This window comes from Pseudomonas sp. SJZ079 (genome assembly GCF_007993865.1).
GTDB lineage: Bacteria > Pseudomonadota > Gammaproteobacteria > Pseudomonadales > Pseudomonadaceae > Aquipseudomonas.
Genome location: NZ_VIUH01000039.1, coordinates 1 through 25,321, shown reverse-complemented (window position 1 = coordinate 25,321; position 25,321 = coordinate 1). Strand labels below are relative to the sequence as shown.

Sequence of the window (25,321 nt, the reverse complement as noted above, 5' to 3'; positions counted from 1 at the left end):
TTGTTTTTATTGTTTTACCGCTCACCGCACTGGCTCATGGCTGTGCAACAGGCAGGCGCAGCCATGAGCCATCGATACGTTACGAGTCTCTTTCAGCGCCCCTTGAGTTGCGCCACCTTGCGCGCCGGCTCGGTCGCCTGGGCTTGGCTCTGAGCCTGCCCCAGCACACCCAGGCGCTCGCCGCTCTGCGCATCGAACAGCAGCACCTTGGCCGGGTCGAACTGCAGCTCCAGGGTCTCACCCACTCGCGGCGCCGCATCCGGCGCCATACGGCAGCAAACCTTGGTCTGGTTCAGCGTGACGAACACCAGGGTGTCCGGCCCGGTCGGCTCGATGACGTCCACCTCGGCGCGAATCGACGACTGAGCATCGGCATCGGCCTGCGCCAGGAGAATCTGTTCCGGGCGAATCCCGAGAATCACCTCGCGCCCTTCCAGATCGCCCTGCAGCGCATCCAGCGGCAGCTCGCAACGCGCCTGACCGCTGTCCAGCACGGCGAGCAACTGACCGGCGCGACGCTGCAGGCGCAGGGGAATGAAGTTCATCGGCGGCGAACCGATAAAACTGGCGACGAACAGGTTGGCCGGGTCGTTGTAGATCTGCTGCGGGCTGCCGAACTGCTGGATGATGCCGTCCTTCATCACCGCCACCTTGTCGCCCAGGGTCATGGCTTCGATCTGGTCGTGGGTGACGTACACCGTGGTGGTCTTCAGGCGCTGGTGCATCAGCTTGATCTCGGTGCGCATCTCCACCCGCAACTTGGCGTCGAGGTTGGACAGCGGCTCGTCGAACAGGTAGATCTTCGGCCGCCGCGCCAGCGCCCGGCCCATGGCCACGCGCTGCTGCTGACCACCGGAGAGCTGACCAGGCTTGCGCTCGAGCAGATGCTCGATCTGCAGCAGCTTGGCGACCCGCGCCACCTCTTCCTCGATCGCCGCTGGCGCCATCTTGCGCATCTTCAGGCCGAAGGCGATGTTGCCGCGCACCGTCATGGTCGGGTACAGCGCGTAGGACTGAAAGACCATGGCGATGTCACGATCCTTGGGGCTCATGCCACTGATGTCGGCGTCGTCCACCAGGATCGCGCCGCCGCTGATGTCTTCCAAGCCGGCGATGCAGTTCATCAGGGTCGACTTGCCGCAGCCGGAGGGTCCGACCAGGATCAGGAACTCGCCGGAGTCGATCTGGATTTCGATGTTCTTCAGGGTGTCCGGCAGGCCACTGCCGTAGGACTTGTTGACGTTGCGCAGTTCAAGCGTTGCCATTTTTCTTTCCTCAACCTTTGACCGCGCCGGCTGTGAGGCCGCGCAGGAAATATTTGCCAGCAAGGATGTAGACGACCAGCGTGGGCAGCCCAGCGATCATCGCCGCGGCCATGTCGACGTTGTATTCCTTGGCCCCGGTGCTGGTGTTGACCAGGTTGTTCAGGGCCACGGTGATCGGCTGGGTATCGCCGCTGGCGAACACCACGCCGAACAGGAAGTCGTTCCAGATCTGGGTGAACTGCCAGATCAGGCAGACCATGATGATCGGCACCGACATCGGCAGCATGATTCGCCCGAAGATGGTGAAGAAGCCTGCGCCATCCAGCCGTGCCGCCCGCACCAGGGCATCCGGAATGCTCACGTAGTAGTTGCGGAAGAACAGCGTGGTGAAGGCCAGGCCGTAAACCACATGGATCAGCACCAGGCCGCTGGTGGTGTTGGCCAGGCCGAGCTGGCCGAGAGTGAACGAAGCCGGCAACAGCACCACCTGGAATGGCAGGAAGCAGCCGAACAGCAGCAGGCCGAAGAACAGCTGCGAGCCGCGAAAGCGCCACATGGCCAGCACGTAGCCGTTCAAGGCACCGAGCAGGGTGGAGATGGTCACCGCCGGAATGGTGATCTTCACCGAGTTCCAGAAGAAGCCGCCGACACTGTCCCAGGCCTTCGACCAACCGATACCGGTGAACAGCTCAGGCCAGGACAGCAGGTTGCCGGTGAGCACATCTTCCGGGGTCTTGAAGCTGGTCAGCAGCATCACGATCAGCGGAATCAGATAGACCGCACAGGCCGTCAGCAGGGTCGCGTAGATCGCCAAGCGGCTTAGGCTGAAGGGGGATTTTGCAGACAGGCTAGTCATGGCGCTTGGCCCTCAGTTCGGAGTACAGGTACGGCACCAGGATCGCCAGCACGGCGCCAAGCATCAGGATCGCGCTGGCGGCGCCGAGGCCCATCTGGCCGCGGGTGAAGGTGTGCGCGTACATGAACATCGCTGGCAGATCGGAGGAGTAACCGGGGCCGCCTGCGGTCATCGAGGCGACCAGGTCGAAACTCTTGATCGCGATGTGCGCGAGGATCATCAGCGCACTGAAGAACACCGGACCGAGGCTCGGCAGGACGATGCGCAGGTAGATATTCGGCAGGCTGGCGCCATCCACCTGGGCGGCGCGAATGATCGACTGATCGACGCTGCGCAGGCCGGCGAGAAACAGCGCCATGACGAAGCCCGAGGCCTGCCACACCGCGGCGATCACCAGGCAGTAGACGACGTACTGCGGGTCGACCAGCCAGTCGAAACGAAAGCCCTCCCAGCCCCAGTCACGCAGCAGCTTGTCCAGGCCCAGGCCAGGGTTGAGCAGCCACTTCCAGGCGGTGCCGGTGACTATCATCGACAAGGCCATGGGGTAGAGAAAGATGGTACGGATAACGCCTTCGCGGCGGATGCGCTGATCCAGCAGCACCGCCAGCAGCACCCCGACCACCAGGCTGATGCTGATGAACAGGCCACCGAAGACCATCAGGTTCTTGCTCGCCACCCACCAGCGGTCGTTGTCCAGCAGACGTTGGTATTGCTGCAGGCCCACCCACTGGTAGCTGGGCATGAAGCGCGAGTTGGTGAACGACAGCAGGAAGGTCCAGAGGATGTAGCCGTAGAAACCGACCAGCACGATCAGCATGCTCGGCGCCAACACCAGCTTGGGCAGCCAGCGTTGCAATGCATCCAGTGGCGAGGCCTTGGTAACAACTGCGATTGAGCTCATGAGTAACTCCGTTGCGTGATATGCCACTCGTAGGAGCCAGCGTGCTGGCGATCGGTTTGCCGCCCCGGAATGATCGCCAGCGCGCTGGCTCCTACAGAAATCCGGAACGGCCGATCCCGTGGCGCGTGCCTGAGGGCATGCGCCTGGGGTCAGAGGCTTAAAATTGGTGGGCTGCACCCACCCTATGACAGCCGCCGGCGGACCGGCGGCCCAGGGCTGTTACTGCACCGCCTGAATGGCCGCAGCCAGTTGCTGCGCGGCGCGTTTCGGGTCGGCTTGCGGGTCGTTGAAGAAGTTGGTCACCACATCGAACACCGCACCCTGCACATAGCTGGAAGCGGCCATGCCGTGGGCCATGCTCGGCTGCAGACCACCATTGCCGGCGGCTTCCTTGAAGTCGGCCATGGACTTCTGCGCACAGGCGTCGAAGCTGCTCATGTCCTGATCCAGGCGTACCGGAATGGAACCCTTGTTCTGATTGAAGAACTGCTGGAACTCAGGCTCAAGCACGGTGCGCGCCAGGTCTTCCTGGGCCTTGCGGTTTTCCGCATCGCCCAGCTTGAACATGGCCAGCGAATCGATATTGAAGGCGAAGCTGCCCTGGGTACCGGGGAATGCCAGGCACTGATAATCCTTGCCGGCGACCTTGCCAGCCGCAGTCCACTCGCTCTTGGCCCAGTCGCCCATCAACTGCATGCCGGCCTTGCCATTGATCACCAGACCGGTGGCGATGTTCCAGTCGCGCCCGGCGGCGTCGGCATCCACGTAACCGCGCAGCTTATTCAGCGCAGCGAACACCTCGACCATCTGGTCGCCGGTCAGCGTCGCTTCGTCCAGATCGACGAAGGCTTTGCGGAAGGCATCGGCGCCGAGGATGCTCAACGCCAGGTCCTCGAACACGGTGCCGTCTTGCCAGGGCTGGCCACCGTGGGCCAGAGGGATAAAGCCAGCAGCTTTAAGCTTATCGGCGGCGGCGAAGAACTCATCGAGGGTGGTCGGTGGCGTGGCGCCGGCCTTGGCGAAGACCTCGGGATTGATCCACAGCCAGTTGACCCGGTGCACGTTGACCGGCACCGCCACATAGTGGCCCTCATACTTCATGATTTCGGTCACCTGCTTGGGCAGCAGGGTGTCCCAGTGATTTTGCTCGGCGACTGGATCCAGGTTGGCGAGCAAACCCAGCGCGCCCCACTCCTGAATATCCGGTCCTTTGATCTGCGCGGCAGCCGGCGGGTTGCCGGACACGGCGCGGGTCTTCAGTACGGTCATGGCCGCCTCGCCACCACCGCCTGCCACGGCGAAGTCTTTCCAGGTGTGGCCTTTGTCTTCGACCAGCTTCTGCAGGGTATCGGCGGCGCGTTTCTCACCACCGGAGGTCCACCAGTGCAGCACTTCGACCTCACCGGCGAGGGCCGCCAGGGGCATCAGGGAGACAAGAGAAACGGCAGTGGCCAGGCGAGTCATAGCATTCATTAGACGGGTACCTTCTTGTTGTTATACGTGAGCAAGTCTGGTGCTTGCGCTGCATGGGATTCTAACCACGGCCAGTCATGCGGCGGGTAACGAAGGGATGCATAAAGGTCACAGGCTGGTTACATAACGCCCGCTCAATCGCGATGCGGTAGCCCGGATGCAATCCGGGGCTTTCTGTTGGCGGCCTGGAGATCTCCCGGATTGCATCCGGGCTACGTGTAGTGGCGGATTTCATCAGTGGGAATCGCAACGGGGGAATCCAGGACGAGCGAGGCCCGGCATGCCTGAGGACTGCAGCCGCCCTACAGTTCCTGCCCCGAGTCGATATAACGCGGCAGCCACAGGGTGACCCGCAAGCCACCCTCGCGCAGGTTACGCAGACTCACCTCGCCGCCATGGCTGTGGGCGATATTGCGCGCGATGCCCAAGCCCAGGCCGTAGCCCTGCTGCTGCCCGGCCAGCCGTACATGCGGTTCGAAGACCTGCTCCAGGCGCTGCTCCGGCACCCCAGGTCCCTCGTCATCCACGTGCAGGATAAAGGCGCGCTCATCGTCCTCGATATGCAGATGGGCCTTCTGCCCATACTTCAGGGCGTTGTCGACCAGGTTGCCGATGCAGCGCTTGAGCGCCAGCGACTTGCCCGGATAGGCGGCGAGCGCCTGACCGTCGAGCGTCACCCGGCCATTGCCGGCAGGCGCCAGGTAGGGCTCGACCACGCCGTGGAGCAACAGGTTGAGATCGACCGGCTCGATATTCTCGTGAATATCGGTGTCCTTGACGCACTGCAAGGCGCCTTTGACCAACAGTTCGAGTTCATCCAGGTCGCGACTGAACTTGGCCTGCACCTCTTCGTCTTCGAGCAACTCGACCCGCAGGCGCAAGCGGGTGATCGGCGTGCGCAGATCATGGGAAATGGCGCTGAACAACTGACTGCGCTCATTCAAATAGCGACTGATGCGCTCGCGCATGCTGTTGAAGGCGCGACTGACCTCGACCACTTCGCTGCCGCCCGCCTCCGCCAGCGGCTCGACCTCGCTGCCCAACGACATTTCCCGCGCCGCCACCGCCAGACGCTTGAGCGGCCGGCTCTGCCAATGCACCAGGATGCCGATGAACAGCAGCAGAAAACTGCTGGTGAGAATGATGAACCACAGCTGTTGGGCCGGCAGCCCCTGCTGCTCCAGGCCGACATAGGGTTCGGGCATCAGGGAGGCGAGGTACAGCCATTCGTTCGGCGCGATCTGGATCTGAGTGACCAGCACCGGCGGGTTGAGCGGCTCCAGGCTCAGGGCGTAATGGGCCCAGGAACGGGGCAACTCATCGAGTTTCAAGGCGCTATTGAAGATGCGCAGATCATCCGGGCTGACGAACTGCACGGAGAGATCCAGCTTGCCGCCCAGCCGTTCTCGCAGGGTCGCATCGACCGCATTCAGCACCGCGCGCTTGCGCGGCGTTTCCGGCAACACCTGCATGCTCAGGGGCTTGTCGTTGAGCGAGACGAAAAAGCGCGTTCCCCCCATGTTGCGCAACTGGTCGAGCACCAGCGGCCGATAACCGAGGGGCAACGAGCGAAAATAGCTGACGCTGGCGGCCATCGACTGGGCCAGGCTGCGAGCGCTGATCAGCAGCCCCTCCATCTGGCTGGCGCGCAACTGCGACAGCCAGATCACACTGGACAAGGCCTGCGCCAGCAGCACCACCAGCAACGTCAGCAGCAGCATGCGCCCGAGCAGCGAGCGCGGCACTGGCAGCAGTCGGCGCCAGCTAAACATACCCATGCCCACCGACGTGAACGGCGAAGCACGCACCCTGTAGGAGCCAGCTTGCTGGCGATCCGTCGCAAGGAAAAGCATCGCCAGCAAGCTGACTCCCACCCAGAGTTGCAGTGCTAACCATGGCTGTACGGCGCGACATTGGCCGCCAGCAGATATCCGCTACCGCGCACCGTACGGATCAAGCGCGGCGGTTTTTCGGTATCGCGCAGGCGCTGGCGCAGGCGACTGACCGCCATGTCGACGATGCGCTCCAGCGGCATCACTTCGCGACCGCGGGTGGCATTGCCGATGGTGTCGCGATCGAGGATCTGCTGCGGATGATCGAGAAACAGCTTGAGCAGGATGAAGTCGGCACCGGACAGGATCACCTCCTCGCCATCCAGGTGGAACAGCCGGTGACTGACCATATCCAGGCGCCACTCATCGAAGGCCAGCACCTCGCTGCCGCGCTCCTGGCTGAACTGCGCGCGGCGCAGCAAGGCCTTGATCCGCGCCAGCAACTCGCGCGGGCTGAAGGGCTTGCCCAGGTAATCGTCGGCGCCCAGCTCCAGGCCAATCACCCGGTCGGTCTCGTCGGAACTGGCGGTGAGCATGATGATCGGCACCTGGGCCAGGCGCTGATGCTCGCGCACCCAGCGACACAGGCTGAAGCCATCCTCATCGGGCAGCATCACATCGAGAATCACCAGGTCGGCCGGCTCGGCGCACATGCCCTGGCGAAAGCCCGCACCGTCGCCGACGGTGCGCACCTGAAAGCCGGCGCGACTGAGGTAGGTGTGCAGCAGTTCGCGGATATCCTGATCGTCATCGACCAGCAGAATCGATTTTCCGGGCTGGCTCACAAGAGCTGATCCTTATTGTTATGGGTTCACGCCAATCACGTGTCTTACCACGGCCTATCGCGGCCAAGGCCGCTCCTACAGGTCTGCATACGACTTGTGGCAGCGGCCTCGGCCGCGAAATATCCGCGACATCATCGCACCTCGCTCAGCGCGACCCAAGCGCCTGCTGCAGCGCCACGCCCGCCCCCATCAAACCCGGATATTCGGCGGTCACCAGCCATACCGGAATACCCTCGAAATACGCACTCATCACGCCCTTGTCGCGAAAGCTGCGGGCAAAACCGCTGGCCAGGAACAGCTCGGCAAAGCGCGGCACCACACCGCCGACGATGTACACCCCACCACGCCCACCCAGGCTCAGCACATTGTTACCGGCGGCGCGCCCCAGCCAGCAGCAGAACTGCTCCAGCACACCCAGCGCGACCTCATCGCCGCTCAGCGCCGCCGCCGTGACCTCGGCCGGCGAACTCAGCCGCACCTCATGCCCATCCAGCGCGCAGACCGCCCGATAGAGCAACAGCAGGCCACCGCCACTGAGCACGTCCTCGGCGCGTACATGACCGAGCATAAGGTACAACTGCTGCCACAGTTCGGCCTCACGCGGGCTGCCTATCGGCAGGTCGACATGCCCACCCTCGCCCGGCAAGGCCAACCAGCTGCCGTCATCCAGCGCCAGCAAGGTGCCGACACCCAGGCCGGTGCCGGGGCCAATCACCACGCAGGGCCGATTGGCCTCGGGCTCGCCCGGGCAGACCAGCATGCGCTCATCATCGCGCAGGCGGGTCATGCCCAGGGCCATGGCGGAAAAATCATTGACCAGCAGCAGCTCGCCGACCTGCAATTCGCGGCAGAACCCCGCGCGACTGAGGCGCCAATGGTTATTGGTAAAGCGGAACTCATCGCCACTGACCGGCCCGGCGCAGGCCAGGCACACCGAATCCACCGCACCGAGCGGCAACCCCAGCTCGGCCAAATAGGTGCGAATCGCCGCCTCCGGCCCCGGATAGTCGGCGGTGGCCAGGACCCGCACCGACTCCAACTGCTCGTCACGCCACAGGGCGAAGCGCGCATTGGTGCCGCCGATATCACCGACCAGTGCCAGTTTCACTTCAGCGACTCCAGGCTGCCGGTAAAGGCACTGGCGCCCTGCTCGGCCGAGCTGAAGGCCAGGCGCATGAAGGAAAACAGCTCACGACCGCAGCCCACTGCATTGTTCAGGGTGTCGACCGCCGGCTCACGCGCCGCCAGCTCGGCATCCTCGACCAGCACCCGCAGCTCGCCGGTCTGGCCGTCGACCCGGATCACGTCGCCATCGCGCACCCGCGCCAGCGGGCCGCCGTCAAAGGCTTCGGGGCAGACATGGATGGCCGCCGGTATCTTGCCCGAGGCACCGGACATGCGCCCATCGGTGACCAGCGCCACCTTGAAGCCGCGATCCTGCAGTACGCCGAGGAACGGGGTCATCTTGTGCAGCTCCGGCATGCCGTTGCTGCGCGGGCCCTGGAAGCGCATCACCGCAACGAAATCACGCTCCAGCTCACCAGCCTTGAAGGCGTCAGCCAACTCCTGCTGATCCTCGAACACCCGCGCCGGCGCCTCGACCACCTGATGTTCAAGCGCTACCGCCGAGACCTTCATCACCCCGCGCCCGAGATTGCCCTGCATCAGGCGCAAGCCACCCTCAGGGGAATAGGGGCGCGCCACCGGACGCAACACGCTTTCGTCATGACTCTTGGTCGGCCCGTCGCGCCACACCAACTTGCCCTCTTCGAGGAAAGGCTCGCGGGTGTAACGGCCCAGACCATGGCCGGCCACGGTGTTGACGTCCTCGTGCAACAGCCCGGCCTTGAGCAGCTCGCGGATCAACAACGACATACCGCCAGCAGCCTGGAAATGGTTGATGTCGGCGCTGCCGTTGGGATAGACGTGAGCCAGGGTCGGCACCACCTCGGAGAGGTCGGCCATGTCCTGCCAGGTCAGCTGAATCCCCGCTGCCTGAGCGATCGCTGGCATGTGCAGGGTGTGATTGGTCGAGCCGCCGGTCGCACTCAGGGCGACGACGGCGTTGACCAGGCAACGCTCGTCGACAATCAATCCAAGCGGCATGAACTGGCCACTCTGCTTGGTCAGCCGGGTGATCTGCTGCGCCGCTTCGCGGGTCAGGGCGTCGCGCAATGGCGTGTTGGGGTTGATGAATGAGGCGCCGGGCAAGTGCAGGCCCATCACTTCCATCAACAACTGGTTGGTGTTGGCCGTGCCATAGAAGGTGCAGGTGCCGGGGCTGTGGTAGGCACTCATCTCCGCCTCGAGCAGCTCGTCGCGGGTCGCCTTGCCTTCGGCATAGCGCTGGCGCACGTCGGCCTTCTCCTTGTTCGACAGCCCGGACGGCATCGGCCCAGCCGGTATGAACAGGGTCGGCAGGTGACCGAAGCGCAAGGCCCCCATCAGCAGACCGGGGACGATCTTGTCGCAGATACCCAGGAACAGCGCGGCATCGAACATGTTGTGCGACAGCGCCACCGCCGTGGACATGGCAATCACCTCGCGACTGGCGATGCCCAGCTCCATGCCCGGCTCGCCCTGGGTCACGCCATCGCACATGGCCGGCACACCACCGGCAAACTGGCCGACCGAGCCAATCTCACGCAGCGCCTGTTTGATCTGCTCGGGGTAGTCCTGGTAGGGCTGGTGGGCCGAGAGCATGTCGTTATAAGCAGAAACTATCGCCACATTGGCCGCATTCATCAGCCGTAGCGTTTGTTTGTCTTCGCTGCCACAGCCCGCCACACCGTGGGCGAAATTGGCGCATTGCAGCTTGCCGCGCTGCGGGCCATCGCTGGCGGCCGCGTGAATCATAGTCAGGTAGCGCTCACGCGTAGCGCGGCTACGGGCGATCAGACGGTCGGTTACCTCAAGAACGCGGGGATGCATGTTGTCGACTCCAGGCTAGCGGGCAGTAGCGGTTTGTGCTTTTAACAAAATATTGCCACCAAAAAGGCTTGATTTCTACATTTATGGTAATAATCTTGTAATTCCAACAACAAAATAAGATCGGACCTCACCTATGACTCTGCGAATTGCAATCAACGGCTTCGGCCGGATAGGCCGCAACGTGCTGCGCGCGCTCTACACCCAAGACTACCGCCAGCATTTGCAGGTCGTGGCGATCAATGACCTCGGCGATAGCGCGATGAACGCCCATCTCCTCCAGTACGACAGCGTGCATGGCGCCTTCGACGGCACGGTCGAAGCCGACCGCGAAAGCCTGACGATCAACGGTGACCGCATCGCCGTCAGCGCCATCCGCAACCCCGCCGAACTGCCCTGGAAAGCCCACCAGGTCGATGTGGTCTTCGAATGCACCGGGCTGTTCACCGAGCGCGACAAAGCCGCAGCCCACCTGAGCGCCGGCGCACGCAAGGTGATCATCTCGGCGCCGGCCAAGGGCGCCGACGCCACCGTGGTCTACGGCGTCAACCACGCTATTCTGCGCCAGTCCCACGAGATTATCTCCAACGCCTCCTGCACCACCAACTGCCTGGCCCCGGTGGCCCAGGTGCTGCAGCGCGAACTGGGCATCGAACACGGCCTGATGACCACCATTCACGCCTACACCAACGACCAGAACCTGTCCGACGTCTACCACAGCGACCCCTATCGGGCGCGCTCGGCCACCCAGTCGATGATTCCCACCAAGACCGGCGCCGCCGAGGCGGTCGGCCTGGTGCTGCCAGAGCTGGCCGGCAAGCTCACCGGCATGGCGGTGCGGGTACCGGTGATCAATGTCTCGCTGGTCGACCTGACCCTGCAGGTGAGCCGCGAGACCAGCGCCGAACAGGTCAACGCCTTACTCAAGGCCGCCAGCCAGAATTCGCCGGTGCTGGGTTACAACACCCTGCCGCTGGTGTCCTGCGACTTCAACCACAACCCGTTGTCGTCGATCTTCGATGCCAATCACACCAAGGTCAGCGGCAAGCTGGTCAAGGTCATGGCCTGGTACGACAACGAATGGGGATTCTCCAACCGCATGCTCGATAGCTGCCTGGCCCTGTGCAATGCACCTTGAACGCTAGCGCGGCACTGCGCTTGCCCTGTAGGAGCCAGCTTGCTGGCGATCCATAACCGGCGAAAGCAGCCCGAGAGCCGTAGCCCGGATGAAATCCGGGAGGCCATCCCCCGGATTTCATCCGGGCTACGGAGCCGTTTGATCATTCCTGGGCGGGCGTCGAGCGACGCGCTACCCAGCGAACAGACCAGGAAAACCACATGAGCCGTATCAGCTTTACCCGCGCCACCCTGCCGACGCGCAAGCGCATTGCCCTGGTCGCCCATGATCACTGCAAGGAGTTTCTGCTGGACTGGAGCGAGCGTCAGCGCGACAAGCTGGCCAGGCACCAGCTGCTCGCCACCGGCACCACCGGCCTGCTGCTGAGCCGGCGTCTCGAGCTGCCGGTGGAAAGCATGATCAGCGGTCCGCTCGGCGGCGACCAGCAAATCGGCGCACGCATCGCCGAGCGCCGGGTCGACATGTTGGTGTTCTTCTGGGACCCCTTCGAGCCGCAACCGCACGATCCGGACATCAAGGCGCTGTTGCGGGTCGCAGCGGTGTGGAATATCCCGGTGGCCTGCAACGAAAGCAGCGCCGAATACCTGCTCAGCAGCGCCCTCCTGGATCAAGCCCACGATTACCGCATTCCCGATTACACCGCCTACCTCGATGGCCGCCGCTGAGGCGCGACCGCCGTGGATCAGCCTAAGTTAGTCGAGCTGACCGAGCTGGCTACCCAAGTAGTCCAGAAAGCAAGTGATCCGTGAAGCCAGGGCGGTGTTGCGGTAGTACACCGCATGAATCGGTTGGCGCACCTCGACCGTGTCGCGCATCAGCAACTGCACCAGATCGCCCCGGGCACGATCGACCTGAGTCATGAAATCGGCCAGGCAGACAATACCGCCCCCCGCCAATGCCAGGTGGCGCAAGGTTTCCCCACTGGAGGCCGAAAGAGCGGCGCTGATCGCCCACGAATCGCCCAGCGGATGGCGCAGCGGCCACTGATTGAGGCTGGCCGGCTGGGTGAAGCCGAGCAGGCTGTGATGGGTCAGTTCAGCGACCGTTTTCGGTGTGCCATGGACCTTGAGGTAAGCCGGGCTGGCGAGGATACGCAGGCGATTGCTGCCCAGCGGCCGGGCATGCAGGGTCGAGTCGCGTAACGCGCCGATGCGAATGGCCACATCGGTGCGCTGCTCCAGCAAGTCGATGATCTGGTCGCTGCTGTGCAGCTCCAACTGGATATCCGGGTAGCGCTCGCGGAAGCCACTGACCAGTGGCGCTACCACGTGCAGCATGAAGGGCGCGGCGGCATTCACCCGCAAGCGGCCGGCGGGTTTCTGCCGGCGCAGCGCCATCTGTTCTTCGGCTTCTTCGACGGCATCGACAATCTTGCGCGCCTGGACGAGAAAGGCTTGGCCTTCTTCGGTCAGTTCCAGCCGGCGCGTGGTTCTGCGCAGCAAAGTAACTTCCAGCTTGGTCTCGAGCCGACTGAGGCTGCGACTGATGGCGGAGGTCGTCTGCGCCAAATGTTCCGCGGCGGCGGTGATGGAACCGCTGTCCACCACGCGGATAAAGGCCAGTAATTCATCGAGGGTCGTTTTCATTGTTGAATATTAATCAAATATCTTCTACCTGAAACCCGGTTTTTCCGCATGAGTCAGCAGTGGAGACTGCGTGTCACTCAACCACACAGACCCTTTGAGAAGCTGACGAGCGCAAGCCAGACCAGCGCAGTCGTTTTCACAGGGTCTGACAACCGGAGTTTCCCCCATGCCTCTTGCTCTCCTGGCGCTAACCCTCAGCGCCTTCGCCATCGGTACGACGGAGTTCGTCATCGTTGGCCTGATCCCCACCATCGCCACCGACCTCGGCGTCAGTCTGCCCTCCGCCGGCCTGCTGGTCAGCCTCTACGCCCTCGGGGTAGCCGTTGGCGCACCGCTGCTCACCGCGCTGACGGGCAAACTGCCGCGCAAAATCCTGCTGTTGTCGTTGATGGTGCTGTTTACCGCCGGCAACCTGCTGGCCTGGCAGGCACCGGGCTACGAGTCGCTGATCGCCGCGCGCATCGTCACCGGCCTGGCCCACGGGGTGTTTTTCTCCATCGGTTCGACCATCGCCACCAGCCTGGTATCGAAGGACAAAGCCGCCAGCGCCATCGCCATCATGTTCACCGGCCTGACCGTAGCACTGGTCACCGGCGTACCGCTGGGCACCTTTATCGGCCAACATTTCGGCTGGCGCGAGACCTTCCTCGCCGTCTCCGTACTGGGCGTGATCGCCTTCATCGGCAGCCTGATCTTCGTGCCGCGCAACATCGCCCACAGCAAGCCGGCCTCACTGCTGCAGCAACTGGCGGTGCTCAAGCAGCCGCGCCTGCTGCTGGTGTATGCGATGACTGCGGTCGGTTACGGCGGTTCGTTCATCGCCTTCACCTTCCTCGCGCCGATCCTGCAGGACATCAGCGGCTTCAGCGTCGGCGCGGTCAGCCTGGTTCTGCTGGTCTACGGCGTGTCGGTTGCAGTCGGCAACATCTGGGGCGGCAAGCTGGCCGACAAACACGGTCCGATCCGCGCCTTGAAAGTCATTTTCCTCCTGCTCGCCGCCGTGCTCTTCACCCTCACCTTCACCGCCGGCATTCCCTGGCTAGCCCTTGGCACGGTTCTGCTGTGGGGCGCCGTGGCCTTCGGCAACGTGCCCGGCCTGCAGGTGTACGTGGTGCGTCAGGCCGAGTACTACACGCCGCAGGCAGTGGACGTGGCCTCGGGCCTGAACATTGCCGCCTTCAACCTCGGCATCGCCGGTGGCGCCTGGGGCGGCGGCCTGATCGTCGCGCAGCTGGGCCTGATCCACACCGCCTGGATCGGCGCGCTGGTAGTGCTGGTGGCCCTGGCCCTGACTTACTGGAGCGGCCGATTGGATCGCAACAATCCGGCCATGGCAGTCTCTGCTGAGGGTAGCGCGCCACTGGCCAGCGCTAATTGAACACTTATCAAGCTAGGAGCATTGCAATGGATCATCTCCCCGCACTCGGCCTCGGCACCTTCCGTCTCAAGGGGCAGCAGGTCATCGACTCGGTTCGCAGCGCCCTCGAACTCGGCTACCGGCATATCGACACCGCGCAGATCTACGGCAACGAAGCCGAAGTCGGTCAGGCCATCGCCGACAGCGGCGTACCGCGTGACGAACTGTTCGTCACCACCAAGATCTGGACCGAGAACCTGGCGGCCCACAAGCTGATCCCCAGCCTTGGCGACAGCCTCGCCAGGCTGGGCTTGCAGCAGGTGGACCTGACCCTGATTCACTGGCCCTCACCTGACGATGCCATCACCGTTGCCGAGTACATGACCGCTCTGCTCGAAGCCAAAGCTCAGGGCCTGACCCGGCAAATCGGCGTCTCCAACTTCACCATCGGTCATTTGCAACAGGCCCTGGAAATCGTGGGTGCCGACCAGATCGCCACCAACCAGGTAGAAATCCACCCCTACCTGCAGAACCGCAAGCTGGTGCAGTTCACTCGGCAGCAAGGCATCCACCTCACGGCCTACATGCCACTGGCCTATGGCAAGGTGCTGAACGATCCCGTGATCCAGCGCATCGCTACCGCCCACCAGGCCAGCGCCGCCCAGGTGACCCTGGCCTGGCTGCTGCAACAGGGTTTTGCGGTCATTCCGTCCTCGACCAAGCGCGCCCACCTGGAGAGTAATCTGGCGGCTCGCGAGGTGCATCTGACGCGTGAAGAGATGGCCGCCATCGGCGAACTGGAGCGCAACCAGCGCCTGGCCAATCCGGACTTCGCCCCGCATTGGGATTGAACCCGCCGTCCTAGCTGGCCGCACCTGATAGCGCCGCACGCGCTATCAGGCTGCCCCTCAAAAATCCACCTTGCCCCTGCCCGCCTTGATCGTCCCGCGCTTGCTCTTGCCCTCCAGGCGACGCTTTTTCGAGCCCAGGGTCGGCTTGGTCGGGCGGCGGGCTTTTTCGGTCTTGCCGGCATTGCGAATCAGCTCGGCCAACCGCTCCAGGGCATCGGCGCGGTTCTGCTCCTGGGTGCGGTACTGCTGGGCCTTGATAATCACCACGCCATCGGCGGTGATACGGCTGTCGCGCAGCGCCAGCAGGCGCTCCTTGTAGAAAGGCGGCAGGGACGAGGCCTGACTGTCGAAGCGCAAGTGCACCGCACTGGAGACCTTGTTGACGTTCTGCCCACCCGCCCCTTGGGCACGGATGGCGGTCAGCTCAATTTCAGCGTCCGGCAGATGGACGCTGTTGGAAATCACCAGCATGACGAGGTCTTCGGCTAAAACGGATGCTCAGGATAACCCGAGCCACTTCACTTTCCCCGTCCTTCCTCGTGTAACGCAGGTGCGGGATGGATACACGCGCTATCCATTCACAGCCAGAAATGACCTCAAGGCGCTTCGAAGACTCGCCGTTATTGCAGTCGGCTCACGTTCTAGTGCTTGCCTCAAGCCAGACAGGAACACGGCCAGATAAACCGTCTACCCCATACACCGTTTGAGCCTAGGGCAACCCGACAACCGCATGAATGCGACAAAACCTGAACAAGCATGACAACCCTGTTCACTCGAAAAAAAATGACAGCACCTACAACGCATTTTTGTACGACTCGACTACTCTCGGAATACATGTCGCACTTCTCATAACTAAACGATGGAGTCTGGCCCAGGCATCTCATCCGGTGCCGCCAGGGGGAGAACGGAAGCATGCCCATTCGATCATTTCTCATGCCAACCGGCTGTGGCCCATCAAGGTTTTCGCAGCCTTACGGCCAACGCCGATTCGATTCGCTGGTGAACATCCTCTCACTGTCGAAACTCAACCCAGAACCACTGGCAATCGCAGCAACGTAACCAACCTCTCGTTTTACAAATCATATGATCCACAGGGTTTGAGGGCAGGTAATTGCCAGATGAAAGCTCATGGCGAGAACCACTCAACGCACAGGACACGTTTGCGGCTCGGCTGGAGCTGTTAAGGAACTAATCCATGCCTCCATATGAAAGCAACCTCGCTGACCCAAGTGGCCCCCAGGCTAAATTTTCACTGGCCTGGCTTGCCTTCGTCCCCGCTGCAGCGGGCAGCCTCATGCTTTTACTGCTGGCTGGCACCCAGGCGTTGCACATTGCCAGCGTCCTCAGCCTGCTCGTCTGCGGTGCCGTCGCCAGCACCTGGATCGCACGCCACCATCGCCTCCTGCTTGAGCAAGCCATCGCGCAGGCAGTGACTGCCGAGCAGATGAGAACTCATACAATAAACGCCGCGGCAAGCAGCAGCGGGCTGGAAGCTGTCTGCCTGGAGGCGGTGCCGATCTGGGCCAAGCAGGTGGAGAGCTCTCGCAGTCAAACCGAGGAGGCTATTGTCGCCCTGACCAATCGCTTCTCCGGGATTTCCAACAAGCTGGGCGAAGCGGTGCAGACCTCTCAACATGCCGCGGGCGACCTGGCGGGTAAGACGGAAGGTGGCGCACTGGCGGTTTTGGCGCAGAGCGAGATTGAACTCACGCAGGTGATCGACTCACTCAAGGCCACCCAACTCAGCCGCGACAACATGCTGGCGCAGGTGCTCAGCCTCACCGACTACACCGGCGAGCTACGCGCCATGGCTTCCGAGGTGGCCGCGATAGCCGCGCAAACCAACCTGCTGGCCTTGAACGCCGCCATCGAGGCTGCCCGTGCTGGCGAGGCTGGGCGTGGCTTTGCAGTGGTCGCCGATTCGGTGCGGACGCTGTCGAGCCAGTCCAGTGAGACCGGTAAAAAGATGTCTGCCACGGTTGACGTGATCAATAACGCCATCACCCGCCTGATCGATGTCGCAGCCAGCACAGCAGAGACCGACAATCACTCAGTGGCCAATTCAGAGGCCAGTATTCAGCACGTACTAGAACGCTTCCATAGCATCACTCAGCGCCTATCCGGCTCGGCCGAATTACTCCAGCAAGAGAGCTTCGGCATACGTGACGAAATCATCGAGGTGCTAGTCGCTTTGCAGTTTCAGGACCGGGTTAGCCAGATCCTCTCCCATGTTCGCAACAACATGGACGCCCTGCACAATCACCTCAAACAACGCCGGCAGAACCCTGAGCAGATGCCGCAGATCGATGCCCAGGCCTGGCTGGCAGAAATGGAACTGACCTACGCCACCGATGAACAGCGACAGATCCATCAGGGCAGTGGCGCAAGCGCTGCCAAGGAACAGGAAATCACCTTTTTCTAGGAGAACCCCATGGCTAAAACCGTAATGGTCGTCGACGACTCCAGCAGCGTGCGCCAAGTGGTCAGCATCGCCTTGAAGGGAGCTGGCTACGAGGTAATCGAAGCCAGCGATGGCAAGGACGCGCTATCCAAGCTAAACGGGCAGAAAATCCACCTGATGATCAGTGACGTGAACATGCCCAACATGGACGGTATTACCTTGGTCAGGGAGGTGAAGAAACTGGCCAATTACAAGTTCACTCCCATCATCATGCTGACTACCGAGTCCCAGGAATCGAAGAAAAAAGAAGGTCAGGAAGCCGGGGCCAAGGCCTGGGTGGTCAAACCCTTTCAGCCGGCGCAAATGCTGGCGGCCGTCTCCAAGCTGGTCCTGCCCTGATTCTGCCGAGATAGGAAGTTGTGCAATGCCAATCCGTACGGAAACAAAGAATGGCGTGTTGCTGCTGCATATCGAAGACGAGATGACCATCTACACCGCCGCCGATCTCAAGTCACAGTTACTCCCCCATCTGGCGCAACCGGCCGACCTTGAAATCGACCTGTCCCAGGTTGCCGAACTGGATAGTGCCGGCCTGCAGTTGCTCATCCTCGCCAAACGCGAGGCCACTCGTCTTGGTGGTGCCTTGCGCCTGTCCAGGCACAGCCGAGCAGTGCTCGAGGTCTTCGACCTGTGCAACCTTGCGGCCTTTTTTGGCGACCCCCTGGTGATTTCCCACTCTGCCAATAGCTAAGTGCACTCGAAAAGGATTCCAGTGTGAGCATCGATCTCGACCAAGCCCTGCAGACCTTCATCGCCGAAGCCCGTGAGTTACTCCAGGACATGGAGGAATCCCTGTTACGGTTAGAGAGTGAGCCAAGCGACAGCGACACCCTCGGCGCCATCTTCCGCGCCGCGCACACCATCAAGGGTTCGGCCGGCCTGTTCGGACTGGACCCTATCGTCAGCTTCACCCACATCGTCGAAGACGTGCTGGATCGCCTGCGTGATGGCGCCATGCTCATTAGCGCCGAGTTGATCGCGCTGCTGCTGGAAAGCGGCGACCATATGCAGGAACTGGTCGATGTGGTTGCCGTTCAGGGCGGGCAGCTGGATAGCGCCGCCCTGGCCCGGGAAAGTGGCCTACGCCAACGTTTGCAAACTTATCGGGAAGGTACTGCGGAGCCCCTGGTGCCCTGTGTCACAGCGGTTAATACCGATGAGCTGACCCAGGTCTGCGGCAACGGCGAAGGCGCCGTGGCCTCGGAGCTGTGGCATATCTCCCTGCGTTTTGGTGGCGACGTGTTGCGCAACGGCATGGACCCCCTGTCCTTCCTTCGCTACCTGAACACCTTGGGGCAGATCACCAGCATCGCCACGCTGGCCGATCACATGCCCGCGACCGAAGCAATGGATGCAGAGTCCTGCTACCTGGGTTTTGAAATCGCACTGCAGTCCACGGCCAACAAGGCCACCATCTCCGAAGTATTCGACTTTGTGCGTGACGATTGCCTGATCCACATCCTGCCGCCACACAGCAAGCTCGCGGAATATATCGAGCTGATCCACGCTCTCCCGGAAAACGACACCCGCCTCGGCGAGATCCTGGTTGGCAGCGGCGCCTTGACCCCGCAAGAGCTGGAAGACGGCTTGAGCGAGCAACGTAGCACTGTCAACCAGAGTGGCTCGGCTGCGCCCCTGGGGGAAATTCTGGTTGAGCAGCGCGCGGTGGAGCCGGCCCTGGTGCAAGCCGCCCTGGACAAGCAAAGCCAGATTCAGCACCACAAACACAAGGAAAACCGCTTCGTCCGCGTGGATGCCGACAAGCTGGACGAACTGATTAACCTGGTGGGCGAACTGGTCATTGCCGGGGCCGGGGCCAACCTGCTCGCCCGGAGTTGCCAGAATGATGCCCTGCAGGAAGCCACCTCGATAGTCTCCGGATTGGTGGAGGAAATCCGCGACGGCGCCCTGTGTCTGCGCATGGTACCGATCGGCGAAACCTTCAACCGCTTTCAGCGGGTGGTGCGCGACGTCAGTCATGAACTGGGCAAGGACATCGAACTGCTGATCAGCGGTGCCGACACCGAGCTGGACAAAACCGTGGTGGAGAAAATCGGCGACCCGCTGATGCACCTGCTGCGCAACGCCATGGACCATGGCATCGAATCGCCTGAAGCCCGCCTGGCTGCAGGCAAGCCAGGCAAAGGCCGCCTGAGCCTCAACGCCTACCACGACTCGGGCAGCATCGTCATCGAGATTGCCGACGATGGCGCCGGGCTCAACCGTGAGCGAATTCTGCAAAAAGCTCAGGAGCGTGGCCTGCTAGCCCCTACTGCCGTGCCTTCGGATCAGGAAATCTACAACCTGATTTTTGAAGCGGGTTTCTCCACCGCGGCAGCGGTGACCAGTCTATCGGGGCGCGGCGTGGGTATGGACGTGGTCAAACGCAACATCACCGCCCTGCGCGGCAGCGTTGACCTCGATAGTCAGCTCGGCCAGGGCACCACGGTACGCATCCGCCTGCCACTGACCCTGGCCATCATCGACGGCTTTTTAGTCGGCGTCGGTCGAGCCAGCTACGTCGTGCCGCTGGACACTGTGCAGGAGTGCATCGAATTGACCGAAGAAGATCGCCGGGCAACGCGTGAGCGCAGCTACCTGAACTTGCGGGGCGAAGTACTGCCCCTGGTCTTCCTGCGCGAACACTTCGGTGTTGTCGGCTGCGGGGCGCGGCGCGAGAACGTGGTCGTGGTGCAGTGCGCCGAGCAGAAGGCCGGCCTGGTGGTGGACGAATTGCAGGGCGAGTTTCAGACCGTGATCAAACCACTCGGCAAGCTGTTCAGCGCCCTGCGCAGCATCAGTGGCTCGACCATTCTGGGCAGCGGCGAAGTAGCCTTGATTCTCGATGTACCCAACTTGCTCCTGCAGGTTACCCAACAACAGGCGCACCACCCCAAGCATCCGGCCTTGGCCGCTGTAGAAGGTTGAGTGCGCGAACTTCCAATAGGTCGGTTATCCCCCAACAAACTGCTGTGAACGCAACCAAGAGCTGAAGAAGGGAAATCAAATGTTCAATAACATGCGAATCGGCGTACGTCTGGGTCTGGCTTTCCTGATTCCGGTGATCTTGCTCCTGATCAACGGCACTGTAGGTATCCAGGCGTTAAGAGACACCAATCAAAGCTTTGAGACGGTCTACAACGACCGGGTGGTGCCCCTGCGAGGGCTGAAGATCATCGCCGACGATTATGCGGTGAATGTTATCGATGCGGTGAACAAAGCCAACAGCGGATTAATGGATGCCGAGACGGCACTCAAGGGCGTCCAGGAGGCCAGCCAACGTGTCAGCGCGGAATGGGGCGCATATATGGCGACTACCCTGACGCCCGAAGAAGAACGCCTCTCCCGTGAAGCCGAACAGCTATTTGGGCCTGCCAACCGGGATATTCAACGACTCAGCACGCTGTTGCAAAACAGGTCAGGGCAGATCGAAGGACAACTCAGCGAATTCAACGGCCCGCTGTACCAGAGCATCGACCCCATCAGCGGCAAGATTGCCGAGCTGATTGAGTTACAACTGAGAGTCGCCAAGGAAGAACGCGACAGCTCCGTTGTGGCGTTCTCGCAGACCCTGACCTTGATCATGGCCCTGAGCCTGGCGGCGATCATCATCTCGGGCCTGATCGGCTGGTGGATCACGCGCTCCATTACCCGCCCACTGGGCGTCGCCGTACAGGCAGCCGAACGCCTGGCCGAGGGCGATCTGACCACCCACATCGAGGTAACTTCCAAGGATGAAACCGGCAAGGTTCTGGCTGCCATGCAAAACATGGTCGGCAAGCTGTCGCAAATCATCGGCGAAGTACGCAACTCCGCCGACAGCCTCGCCAGTGCCTCGGAAGAAGTCAGCGCCACCGCTCAGTCGATGAGCCAGGCCACCAGTGAACAGGCCGCCAGCGTTGAGGAAACCAGCGCCTCCATCGAGCAGATGAGCGCCAGCATCAACCAGAACACCGAGAACGCCAAGGTCACCGATGGCATGGCCAGCAAGGCCGCCAAGGAGGCCACCGATGGTGGCGAGTCCGTGCAACAGACGGTTGCCGCCATGAAGCAGATCGCCCAGCGCATCAGCATCATCGACGACATCGCCTACCAGACCAATTTGCTGGCACTCAATGCGGCCATCGAAGCCGCACGGGCCGGCGAACATGGCAAGGGCTTCGCGGTAGTGGCGGCAGAAGTACGCAAACTCGCCGAGCGCAGCCAGATCGCGGCCCAGGAAATTGGACAGCTATCCTCCAGCAGTGTGGAGCTGGCAGAAAAAGCCGGCAAACTGCTCGATGAGATGGTGCCCTCGATCAACAAGACCTCCGATCTCGTACAGGAGATCAGCGCCGCCTCCGAAGAGCAATCGTCTGGCGTGGCGCAAATCAACACGGCCATGGGCCAGTTGAATCAGATCACCCAGCAGAACGCCTCCAGCAGTGAGGAGTTGGCCGCCACGGCCGAGGAGATGAGCAGCCAGGCCGAACAACTGCAGCAGGCAATGAGTTTCTTTACCGTGGAAGCGGCTCACAGTAAAACCGCGCACAAGGCTGCCAACCGCCGGGCCACTGTGACTACTAAGCCCGTGCATACGCCTGCACATCCATCCCACTCGGCGAGCAACCACCACCCCGCGAGCAGCCTCGCGGAAGCCGAATTCACCCGGTTCTAACTGGAGGTCAACATGGGCGCACTGACTACGACAAAGCGTTCTGTGCCCATCCTCGAGGAGGATGAGGCGCAGTACCTGACCTTCATGCTGGGCGGCGAGATGTTTGCCATCAGCATTCTCGGCATCAAGGAGATCATCGAATACGGCAATCTCACCAGCGTACCGATGATGCCCGCGTTCGTCCGCGGGGTGATCAACCTGCGCGGCGCGGTGGTGCCGGTGGTGGATCTTTCGGCACGCTTCGGCCGGCACACTGCCAAAATCACCCGCCGTAGCTGCATCATCATCATCGAGGCCCGCTCTGAGGATGGGGAGCCCCAGGATGTGGGCCTGCTGGTGGATGCGGTTTCAGCCGTACTGGAGATTCCTGCGTCGGAGGTTGAACCGGCGCCCAGCTTCGGCGCCAAGATACGCGCGGATTTCATCAGCGGCATGGCCAAGGTAAACGGCCACTTCGTCATCACCCTCAACGTCAACCGGGTGTTGTCGGTCAATGAGATGGCCAGGCTCTCCGCGGCCGACACGGTCGCCGAAACAGCGCTGGAGTAGCCCCCAGGCAGGCGGAGGATCGAAACAGAGCGCTCATGGCCAGAGCAGCTGCAGCGTAATGCGCACCTCCACCAACGCCTGTGCAAATGCCCGATAAACTAGGCAAGGATTGTCTACTTTGAATGCCACCGCACTGAAGGACAGCGAATTCCATCAGTTCCAAGCCTGGCTGTACCGCGCCGCAGGTATCAATCTTTCCCCTGCGAAAAAGCCCTTGGTTGCCGGCCGACTGTTCAAACGTCTGAAACACCATCAACTGGCCAGTTATGGCGACTACTTCCAGATGATCATGAGCCGTGAAGCGGTTGAGGAACTGCAGGTTGCCCTGAACCTGCTGACCACCAACGAGACCTATTTTTTCCGAGAGCCCAAGCATTTCGACTTTCTCCGCGAACAGGTGCTGCCCGAGGCATCGCCTGCCAGGGTTTTTCGCCTATGGAGCGCCGCCAGCTCCTCCGGTGAGGAGCCCTACAGCCTCGCCATGACGCTGGCCGACGGCTTGGGGAGTACGCCCTGGGAAATCATCGGCTCCGACATCAGCAGCCAGGTACTGGCAAAGGCCCGTACCGGTCACTACCCGATGGCGCGCGCGAGCACCATCCCGCAGCCCTTGCTGGTCAAACACTGCCTGAAGGGCACAGGCAGCCAGGAGGGCACTTTCCTGATCGACCGCAGCCTGCGCAATCGGGTGCACTTCATGCATATCAACCTCAATGAGACGCTGCCGGATACCGGGGTGTTCGACGTGGTGTTTCTGCGCAACGTGATGATCTATTTCGATCAAGAGACCAAGCGCAAGGTGGTCGCACGCATCCTGCCGCGGCTCAAGTCTGGCGGTTATTTCATCGTCAGCCATTCGGAAAGCCTGAACGGCATCACCGATGACCTCAAGCTGATCACCCCTTCGATTTACTGCAAGCCATGATGTCCCCTCCTGGCGCCATCGAGATTACCCTGCAGCCCGGCGAATTCTATTTCGGCGATGCGTCCACCCGAATCCGCACCCTGCTGGGCTCCTGCGTCTCAATGACCATGTGGCATCCCTCGCGGTTGATAGGTGGTATGTGCCACTACATGATGCCGAGTAGGCACAAGCCCAGTAAGCAACTCGATGGCAGGTATGCCGATGAAGCCATGACGCTGTTTCTGCATGCGGCAGCACGCCACCGCACACGGCCCGAGGAGTACCAGGTCAAGCTCTTTGGCGGCGGCAACATGTTTCCTGGACTGATCAAGAACCAGGGTAATGCCGATGTTGCCCAGCGGAACGTGGCGACTGCGCAGACCCTGGTCGCACAGCATCACATGCACTTGGTTGCCCAAGATACGGGGCTTAGCGGGCACCGAGTTGTCATTTTCGACATTTGGAGTGGGCATGTCTGGGTCCAACACCGCCCCCTGAATGCTGGCTATGGAGACGCCAATGAAACAAATCAAAGTCCTTCTGATTGATGACTCGGCCGTGGTGCGCCAGGTATTACTGGCGATCCTGGAGGGTGAACCGGGCATCGAGGTCATAGGCGCGGCATCCGACCCGATCTTCGCCATGCAGAAGATGTCACGGGAGTGGCCAGACGTGATAGTGCTGGACATCGAAATGCCGCGCATGGATGGCCTCACCTTTTTGAAAAAAATCATGGCCGAGCGGCCGACTCCGGTGGTGATCTGCTCCTCACTGACGGAAAGGGGTGCGGAAACCACCCTGCAAGCACTCGCCGCCGGGGCGGTCGAAATCATTACTAAACCCAAGGTGGGCCTGAAGAGCTTCTTGCAAGAGTCCGCCGCCGAACTCGTGGCAGCGGTCAGGGCAGCGGCTCAAGCCAAGGTCAAACAGCTGGTCAAAACCGCAGCGCCGCCGCCCGTCACCAGCAAGCTCAATGCGGATGCCATCCTTCCAGCCTCGAGCGGCCATGCCATGGCGCACACCACTGAGCGGATTATTGCCATGGGCACCTCTACAGGTGGCACTCAGGCCTTGGAAACCGTGCTGACCGCCCTGCCACGGGTCTGCCCCGGCATGGTCATCGTGCAGCACATGCCGGAGAAATTCACTGCCTCATTCGCCGAGCGCCTCAACAAACTCTCGCAAATCGAAGTACGCGAAGCCAAGAGCAACGACCGCGTCATTCCTGGCCTTGCTCTTATCGCCCCCGGCGGCAAACACATGCTGCTGAAACGCAGTGGCGCTTACTACCATGTCGAGATCGTCGACGGCCCACTGGTTAACCGCCACCGCCCATCGGTAGACGTTCTGTTCCGCTCGGTGGCCAAGTTCGCCGGCAAAAATGCTGCCGGCATCATCATGACCGGTATGGGCGATGACGGAGCCCGTGGTTTGAAGGAATTGCACGAGGCCGGGGCACGCACCTATGCCCAGGATGAGGCGAGCTGTGTGGTGTTCGGTATGCCGAAAGAGGCCATCAAGCTGGGTGGGGTGGATCAGGTCATCGCCCTGGGCGACATACCCAGGGTGATCATGAACTGGCGAGGCTGAATGGCACTACGGCAGTGGCACGCCGCAGGCCCGTCGCTGAACTTTTCATTCAATCTTTCGGCACATTCCAGGTTCTCCTCCTCAAGCTCGCTACGCGCACAAAGACAAACCCCCAACCGGCGCAAGCCGATTGGGGGTTTGGTGTTAGGCGCTTGACGATGACCTACTCTCACATGGGGAAACCCCAC

Annotated in this window: 23 protein-coding genes and 2 pseudogenes; 14 read left to right on the top strand and 11 right to left on the bottom strand. The window is 61.8% G+C overall.

The genetic code is table 11. From position 1 onward, the window contains the following. Positions 1-92: 92 nt before the first annotated feature. The 8 genes from FBY03_RS22070 to edd all read right to left on the bottom strand — a co-directional run bounded on the left by FBY03_RS22070 (position 93) and on the right by edd (position 10,043). A complete protein-coding gene (locus tag FBY03_RS22070; RefSeq protein WP_147174490.1) occupies positions 93-1,265 on the bottom strand; it encodes an ABC transporter ATP-binding protein in 1,173 nt (390 codons plus the stop codon). 10 nt (positions 1,266-1,275) lie between these two features. Further along, entirely contained in the window at positions 1,276-2,121 is an 846-nt protein-coding gene (locus FBY03_RS22065) for a carbohydrate ABC transporter permease (protein WP_025166514.1), read from the bottom strand. Beyond that, a complete protein-coding gene (locus tag FBY03_RS22060; RefSeq protein WP_147174489.1) occupies positions 2,114-3,022 on the bottom strand; it encodes a carbohydrate ABC transporter permease in 909 nt (302 codons plus the stop codon). The genes FBY03_RS22065 and FBY03_RS22060 overlap by 8 nt, the downstream gene beginning before the upstream one ends. A 219-nt stretch (positions 3,023-3,241) precedes the next feature. Then, positions 3,242-4,495 (bottom strand): ABC transporter substrate-binding protein, encoded by a 1,254-nt coding sequence (locus FBY03_RS22055; protein WP_147174488.1) that lies wholly within the window; start codon positions 4,493-4,495, stop codon positions 3,242-3,244. A gap of 302 nt (positions 4,496-4,797) precedes the next feature. Then, complete coding sequence (locus FBY03_RS22050) at positions 4,798-6,273, bottom strand: ATP-binding protein (RefSeq protein ID WP_147174487.1); 1,476 nt, start codon at positions 6,271-6,273, stop codon at positions 4,798-4,800. Positions 6,274-6,383: 110 nt separating this feature from the next. Beyond that, complete coding sequence (locus FBY03_RS22045) at positions 6,384-7,112, bottom strand: response regulator (RefSeq protein ID WP_147174486.1); 729 nt, start codon at positions 7,110-7,112, stop codon at positions 6,384-6,386. Positions 7,113-7,257: 145 nt separating this feature from the next. Further along, the gene (locus FBY03_RS22040; RefSeq protein WP_147174485.1) at positions 7,258-8,220 is read right to left on the bottom strand and encodes a glucokinase; all 963 of its coding nucleotides are present in this window, start codon (positions 8,218-8,220) and stop codon (positions 7,258-7,260) included. Then, positions 8,217-10,043 (bottom strand): phosphogluconate dehydratase, encoded by a 1,827-nt coding sequence (gene edd, locus FBY03_RS22035; RefSeq protein WP_147174484.1) that lies wholly within the window; start codon positions 10,041-10,043, stop codon positions 8,217-8,219. The genes FBY03_RS22040 and edd overlap by 4 nt, the downstream gene beginning before the upstream one ends. Positions 10,044-10,176: 133 nt before the next feature. Between edd and gap the strand changes: the two genes are divergently transcribed. Next, a complete protein-coding gene (gene gap / locus FBY03_RS22030) occupies positions 10,177-11,178 on the top strand; it encodes a type I glyceraldehyde-3-phosphate dehydrogenase (RefSeq protein ID WP_147174483.1) in 1,002 nt (333 codons plus the stop codon). Positions 11,179-11,378: 200 nt separating this feature from the next. After that, a complete protein-coding gene (locus tag FBY03_RS22025) occupies positions 11,379-11,843 on the top strand; it encodes a methylglyoxal synthase (protein ID WP_147174482.1) in 465 nt (154 codons plus the stop codon). A gap of 27 nt (positions 11,844-11,870) precedes the next feature. Here the strand turns inward: FBY03_RS22025 and FBY03_RS22020 are convergent, their stop codons facing one another. Further along, the gene (locus tag FBY03_RS22020; protein ID WP_147174481.1) at positions 11,871-12,764 is read right to left on the bottom strand and encodes a LysR substrate-binding domain-containing protein; all 894 of its coding nucleotides are present in this window, start codon (positions 12,762-12,764) and stop codon (positions 11,871-11,873) included. 166 nt (positions 12,765-12,930) lie between these two features. On the opposite strand from FBY03_RS22020, the gene FBY03_RS22015 reads away from it, so the two are divergent. Beyond that, positions 12,931-14,142: an MFS transporter gene (locus tag FBY03_RS22015; protein WP_147174480.1), complete on the top strand. Its 1,212-nt coding sequence runs from the start codon at positions 12,931-12,933 to the stop codon at positions 14,140-14,142. A 26-nt stretch (positions 14,143-14,168) separates the two neighbouring features. Beyond that, complete coding sequence (dkgB, locus tag FBY03_RS22010) at positions 14,169-14,972, top strand: 2,5-didehydrogluconate reductase DkgB (RefSeq protein WP_147174479.1); 804 nt, start codon at positions 14,169-14,171, stop codon at positions 14,970-14,972. 57 nt (positions 14,973-15,029) lie between these two features. Here the strand turns inward: dkgB and arfB are convergent, their stop codons facing one another. After that, positions 15,030-15,443, bottom strand: a complete 414-nt coding sequence (gene arfB, locus FBY03_RS22005) for an alternative ribosome rescue aminoacyl-tRNA hydrolase ArfB (protein WP_025166526.1) — start codon at positions 15,441-15,443, stop codon at positions 15,030-15,032. An 829-nt stretch (positions 15,444-16,272) separates the two neighbouring features. Then, positions 16,273-16,428 carry a hypothetical protein gene (locus FBY03_RS23630; RefSeq protein WP_256678023.1) on the bottom strand — a complete coding sequence of 52 codons (156 nt, stop codon included), beginning with the start codon at positions 16,426-16,428 and terminating at the stop codon, positions 16,273-16,275. On the opposite strand from FBY03_RS23630, the gene FBY03_RS23440 reads away from it, so the two are divergent. From FBY03_RS23440 to FBY03_RS21960, 10 genes and pseudogenes are all read left to right on the top strand, one after another. Next, entirely contained in the window at positions 16,417-17,394 is a 978-nt protein-coding gene (locus FBY03_RS23440) for a methyl-accepting chemotaxis protein (RefSeq protein ID WP_371920811.1), read from the top strand. The two genes, FBY03_RS23630 and FBY03_RS23440, sit on opposite strands and share 12 nt — an antisense overlap. Positions 17,395-17,403: 9 nt before the next feature. After that, positions 17,404-17,772 carry a response regulator gene (locus tag FBY03_RS21995; protein ID WP_147174477.1) on the top strand — a complete coding sequence of 123 codons (369 nt, stop codon included), beginning with the start codon at positions 17,404-17,406 and terminating at the stop codon, positions 17,770-17,772. A 25-nt stretch (positions 17,773-17,797) separates the two neighbouring features. Then, positions 17,798-18,124 (top strand): lipid asymmetry maintenance protein MlaB, encoded by a 327-nt coding sequence (locus FBY03_RS21990; RefSeq protein WP_147174476.1) that lies wholly within the window; start codon positions 17,798-17,800, stop codon positions 18,122-18,124. A gap of 23 nt (positions 18,125-18,147) precedes the next feature. Further along, on the top strand, positions 18,148-20,361 hold the full coding sequence (locus FBY03_RS21985; protein ID WP_147174475.1) for a chemotaxis protein CheA: 2,214 nt from the start codon (positions 18,148-18,150) through the stop codon (positions 20,359-20,361). 79 nt (positions 20,362-20,440) lie between these two features. After that, a pseudogene (locus FBY03_RS23625) lies at positions 20,441-20,971 on the top strand (MCP four helix bundle domain-containing protein); the annotation flags it as partial. 144 nt (positions 20,972-21,115) lie between these two features. Continuing rightward, positions 21,116-22,090: pseudogene (locus FBY03_RS23620) on the top strand (methyl-accepting chemotaxis protein); the annotation flags it as partial. 12 nt (positions 22,091-22,102) lie between these two features. Next, positions 22,103-22,639 (top strand): chemotaxis protein CheW, encoded by a 537-nt coding sequence (locus FBY03_RS21975; protein WP_147174474.1) that lies wholly within the window; start codon positions 22,103-22,105, stop codon positions 22,637-22,639. A gap of 118 nt (positions 22,640-22,757) precedes the next feature. Next, positions 22,758-23,564 carry a protein-glutamate O-methyltransferase CheR gene (locus FBY03_RS21970; protein WP_147174473.1) on the top strand — a complete coding sequence of 269 codons (807 nt, stop codon included), beginning with the start codon at positions 22,758-22,760 and terminating at the stop codon, positions 23,562-23,564. Beyond that, positions 23,561-24,091: a chemotaxis protein CheD gene (locus FBY03_RS21965; protein WP_147174472.1), complete on the top strand. Its 531-nt coding sequence runs from the start codon at positions 23,561-23,563 to the stop codon at positions 24,089-24,091. The genes FBY03_RS21970 and FBY03_RS21965 overlap by 4 nt, the downstream gene beginning before the upstream one ends. Beyond that, the gene (locus FBY03_RS21960; RefSeq protein WP_306102486.1) at positions 24,051-25,133 is read left to right on the top strand and encodes a chemotaxis response regulator protein-glutamate methylesterase; all 1,083 of its coding nucleotides are present in this window, start codon (positions 24,051-24,053) and stop codon (positions 25,131-25,133) included. Before FBY03_RS21965 ends, FBY03_RS21960 begins: the two co-directional genes overlap by 41 nt. Positions 25,134-25,321: the final 188 nt, after the last annotated feature.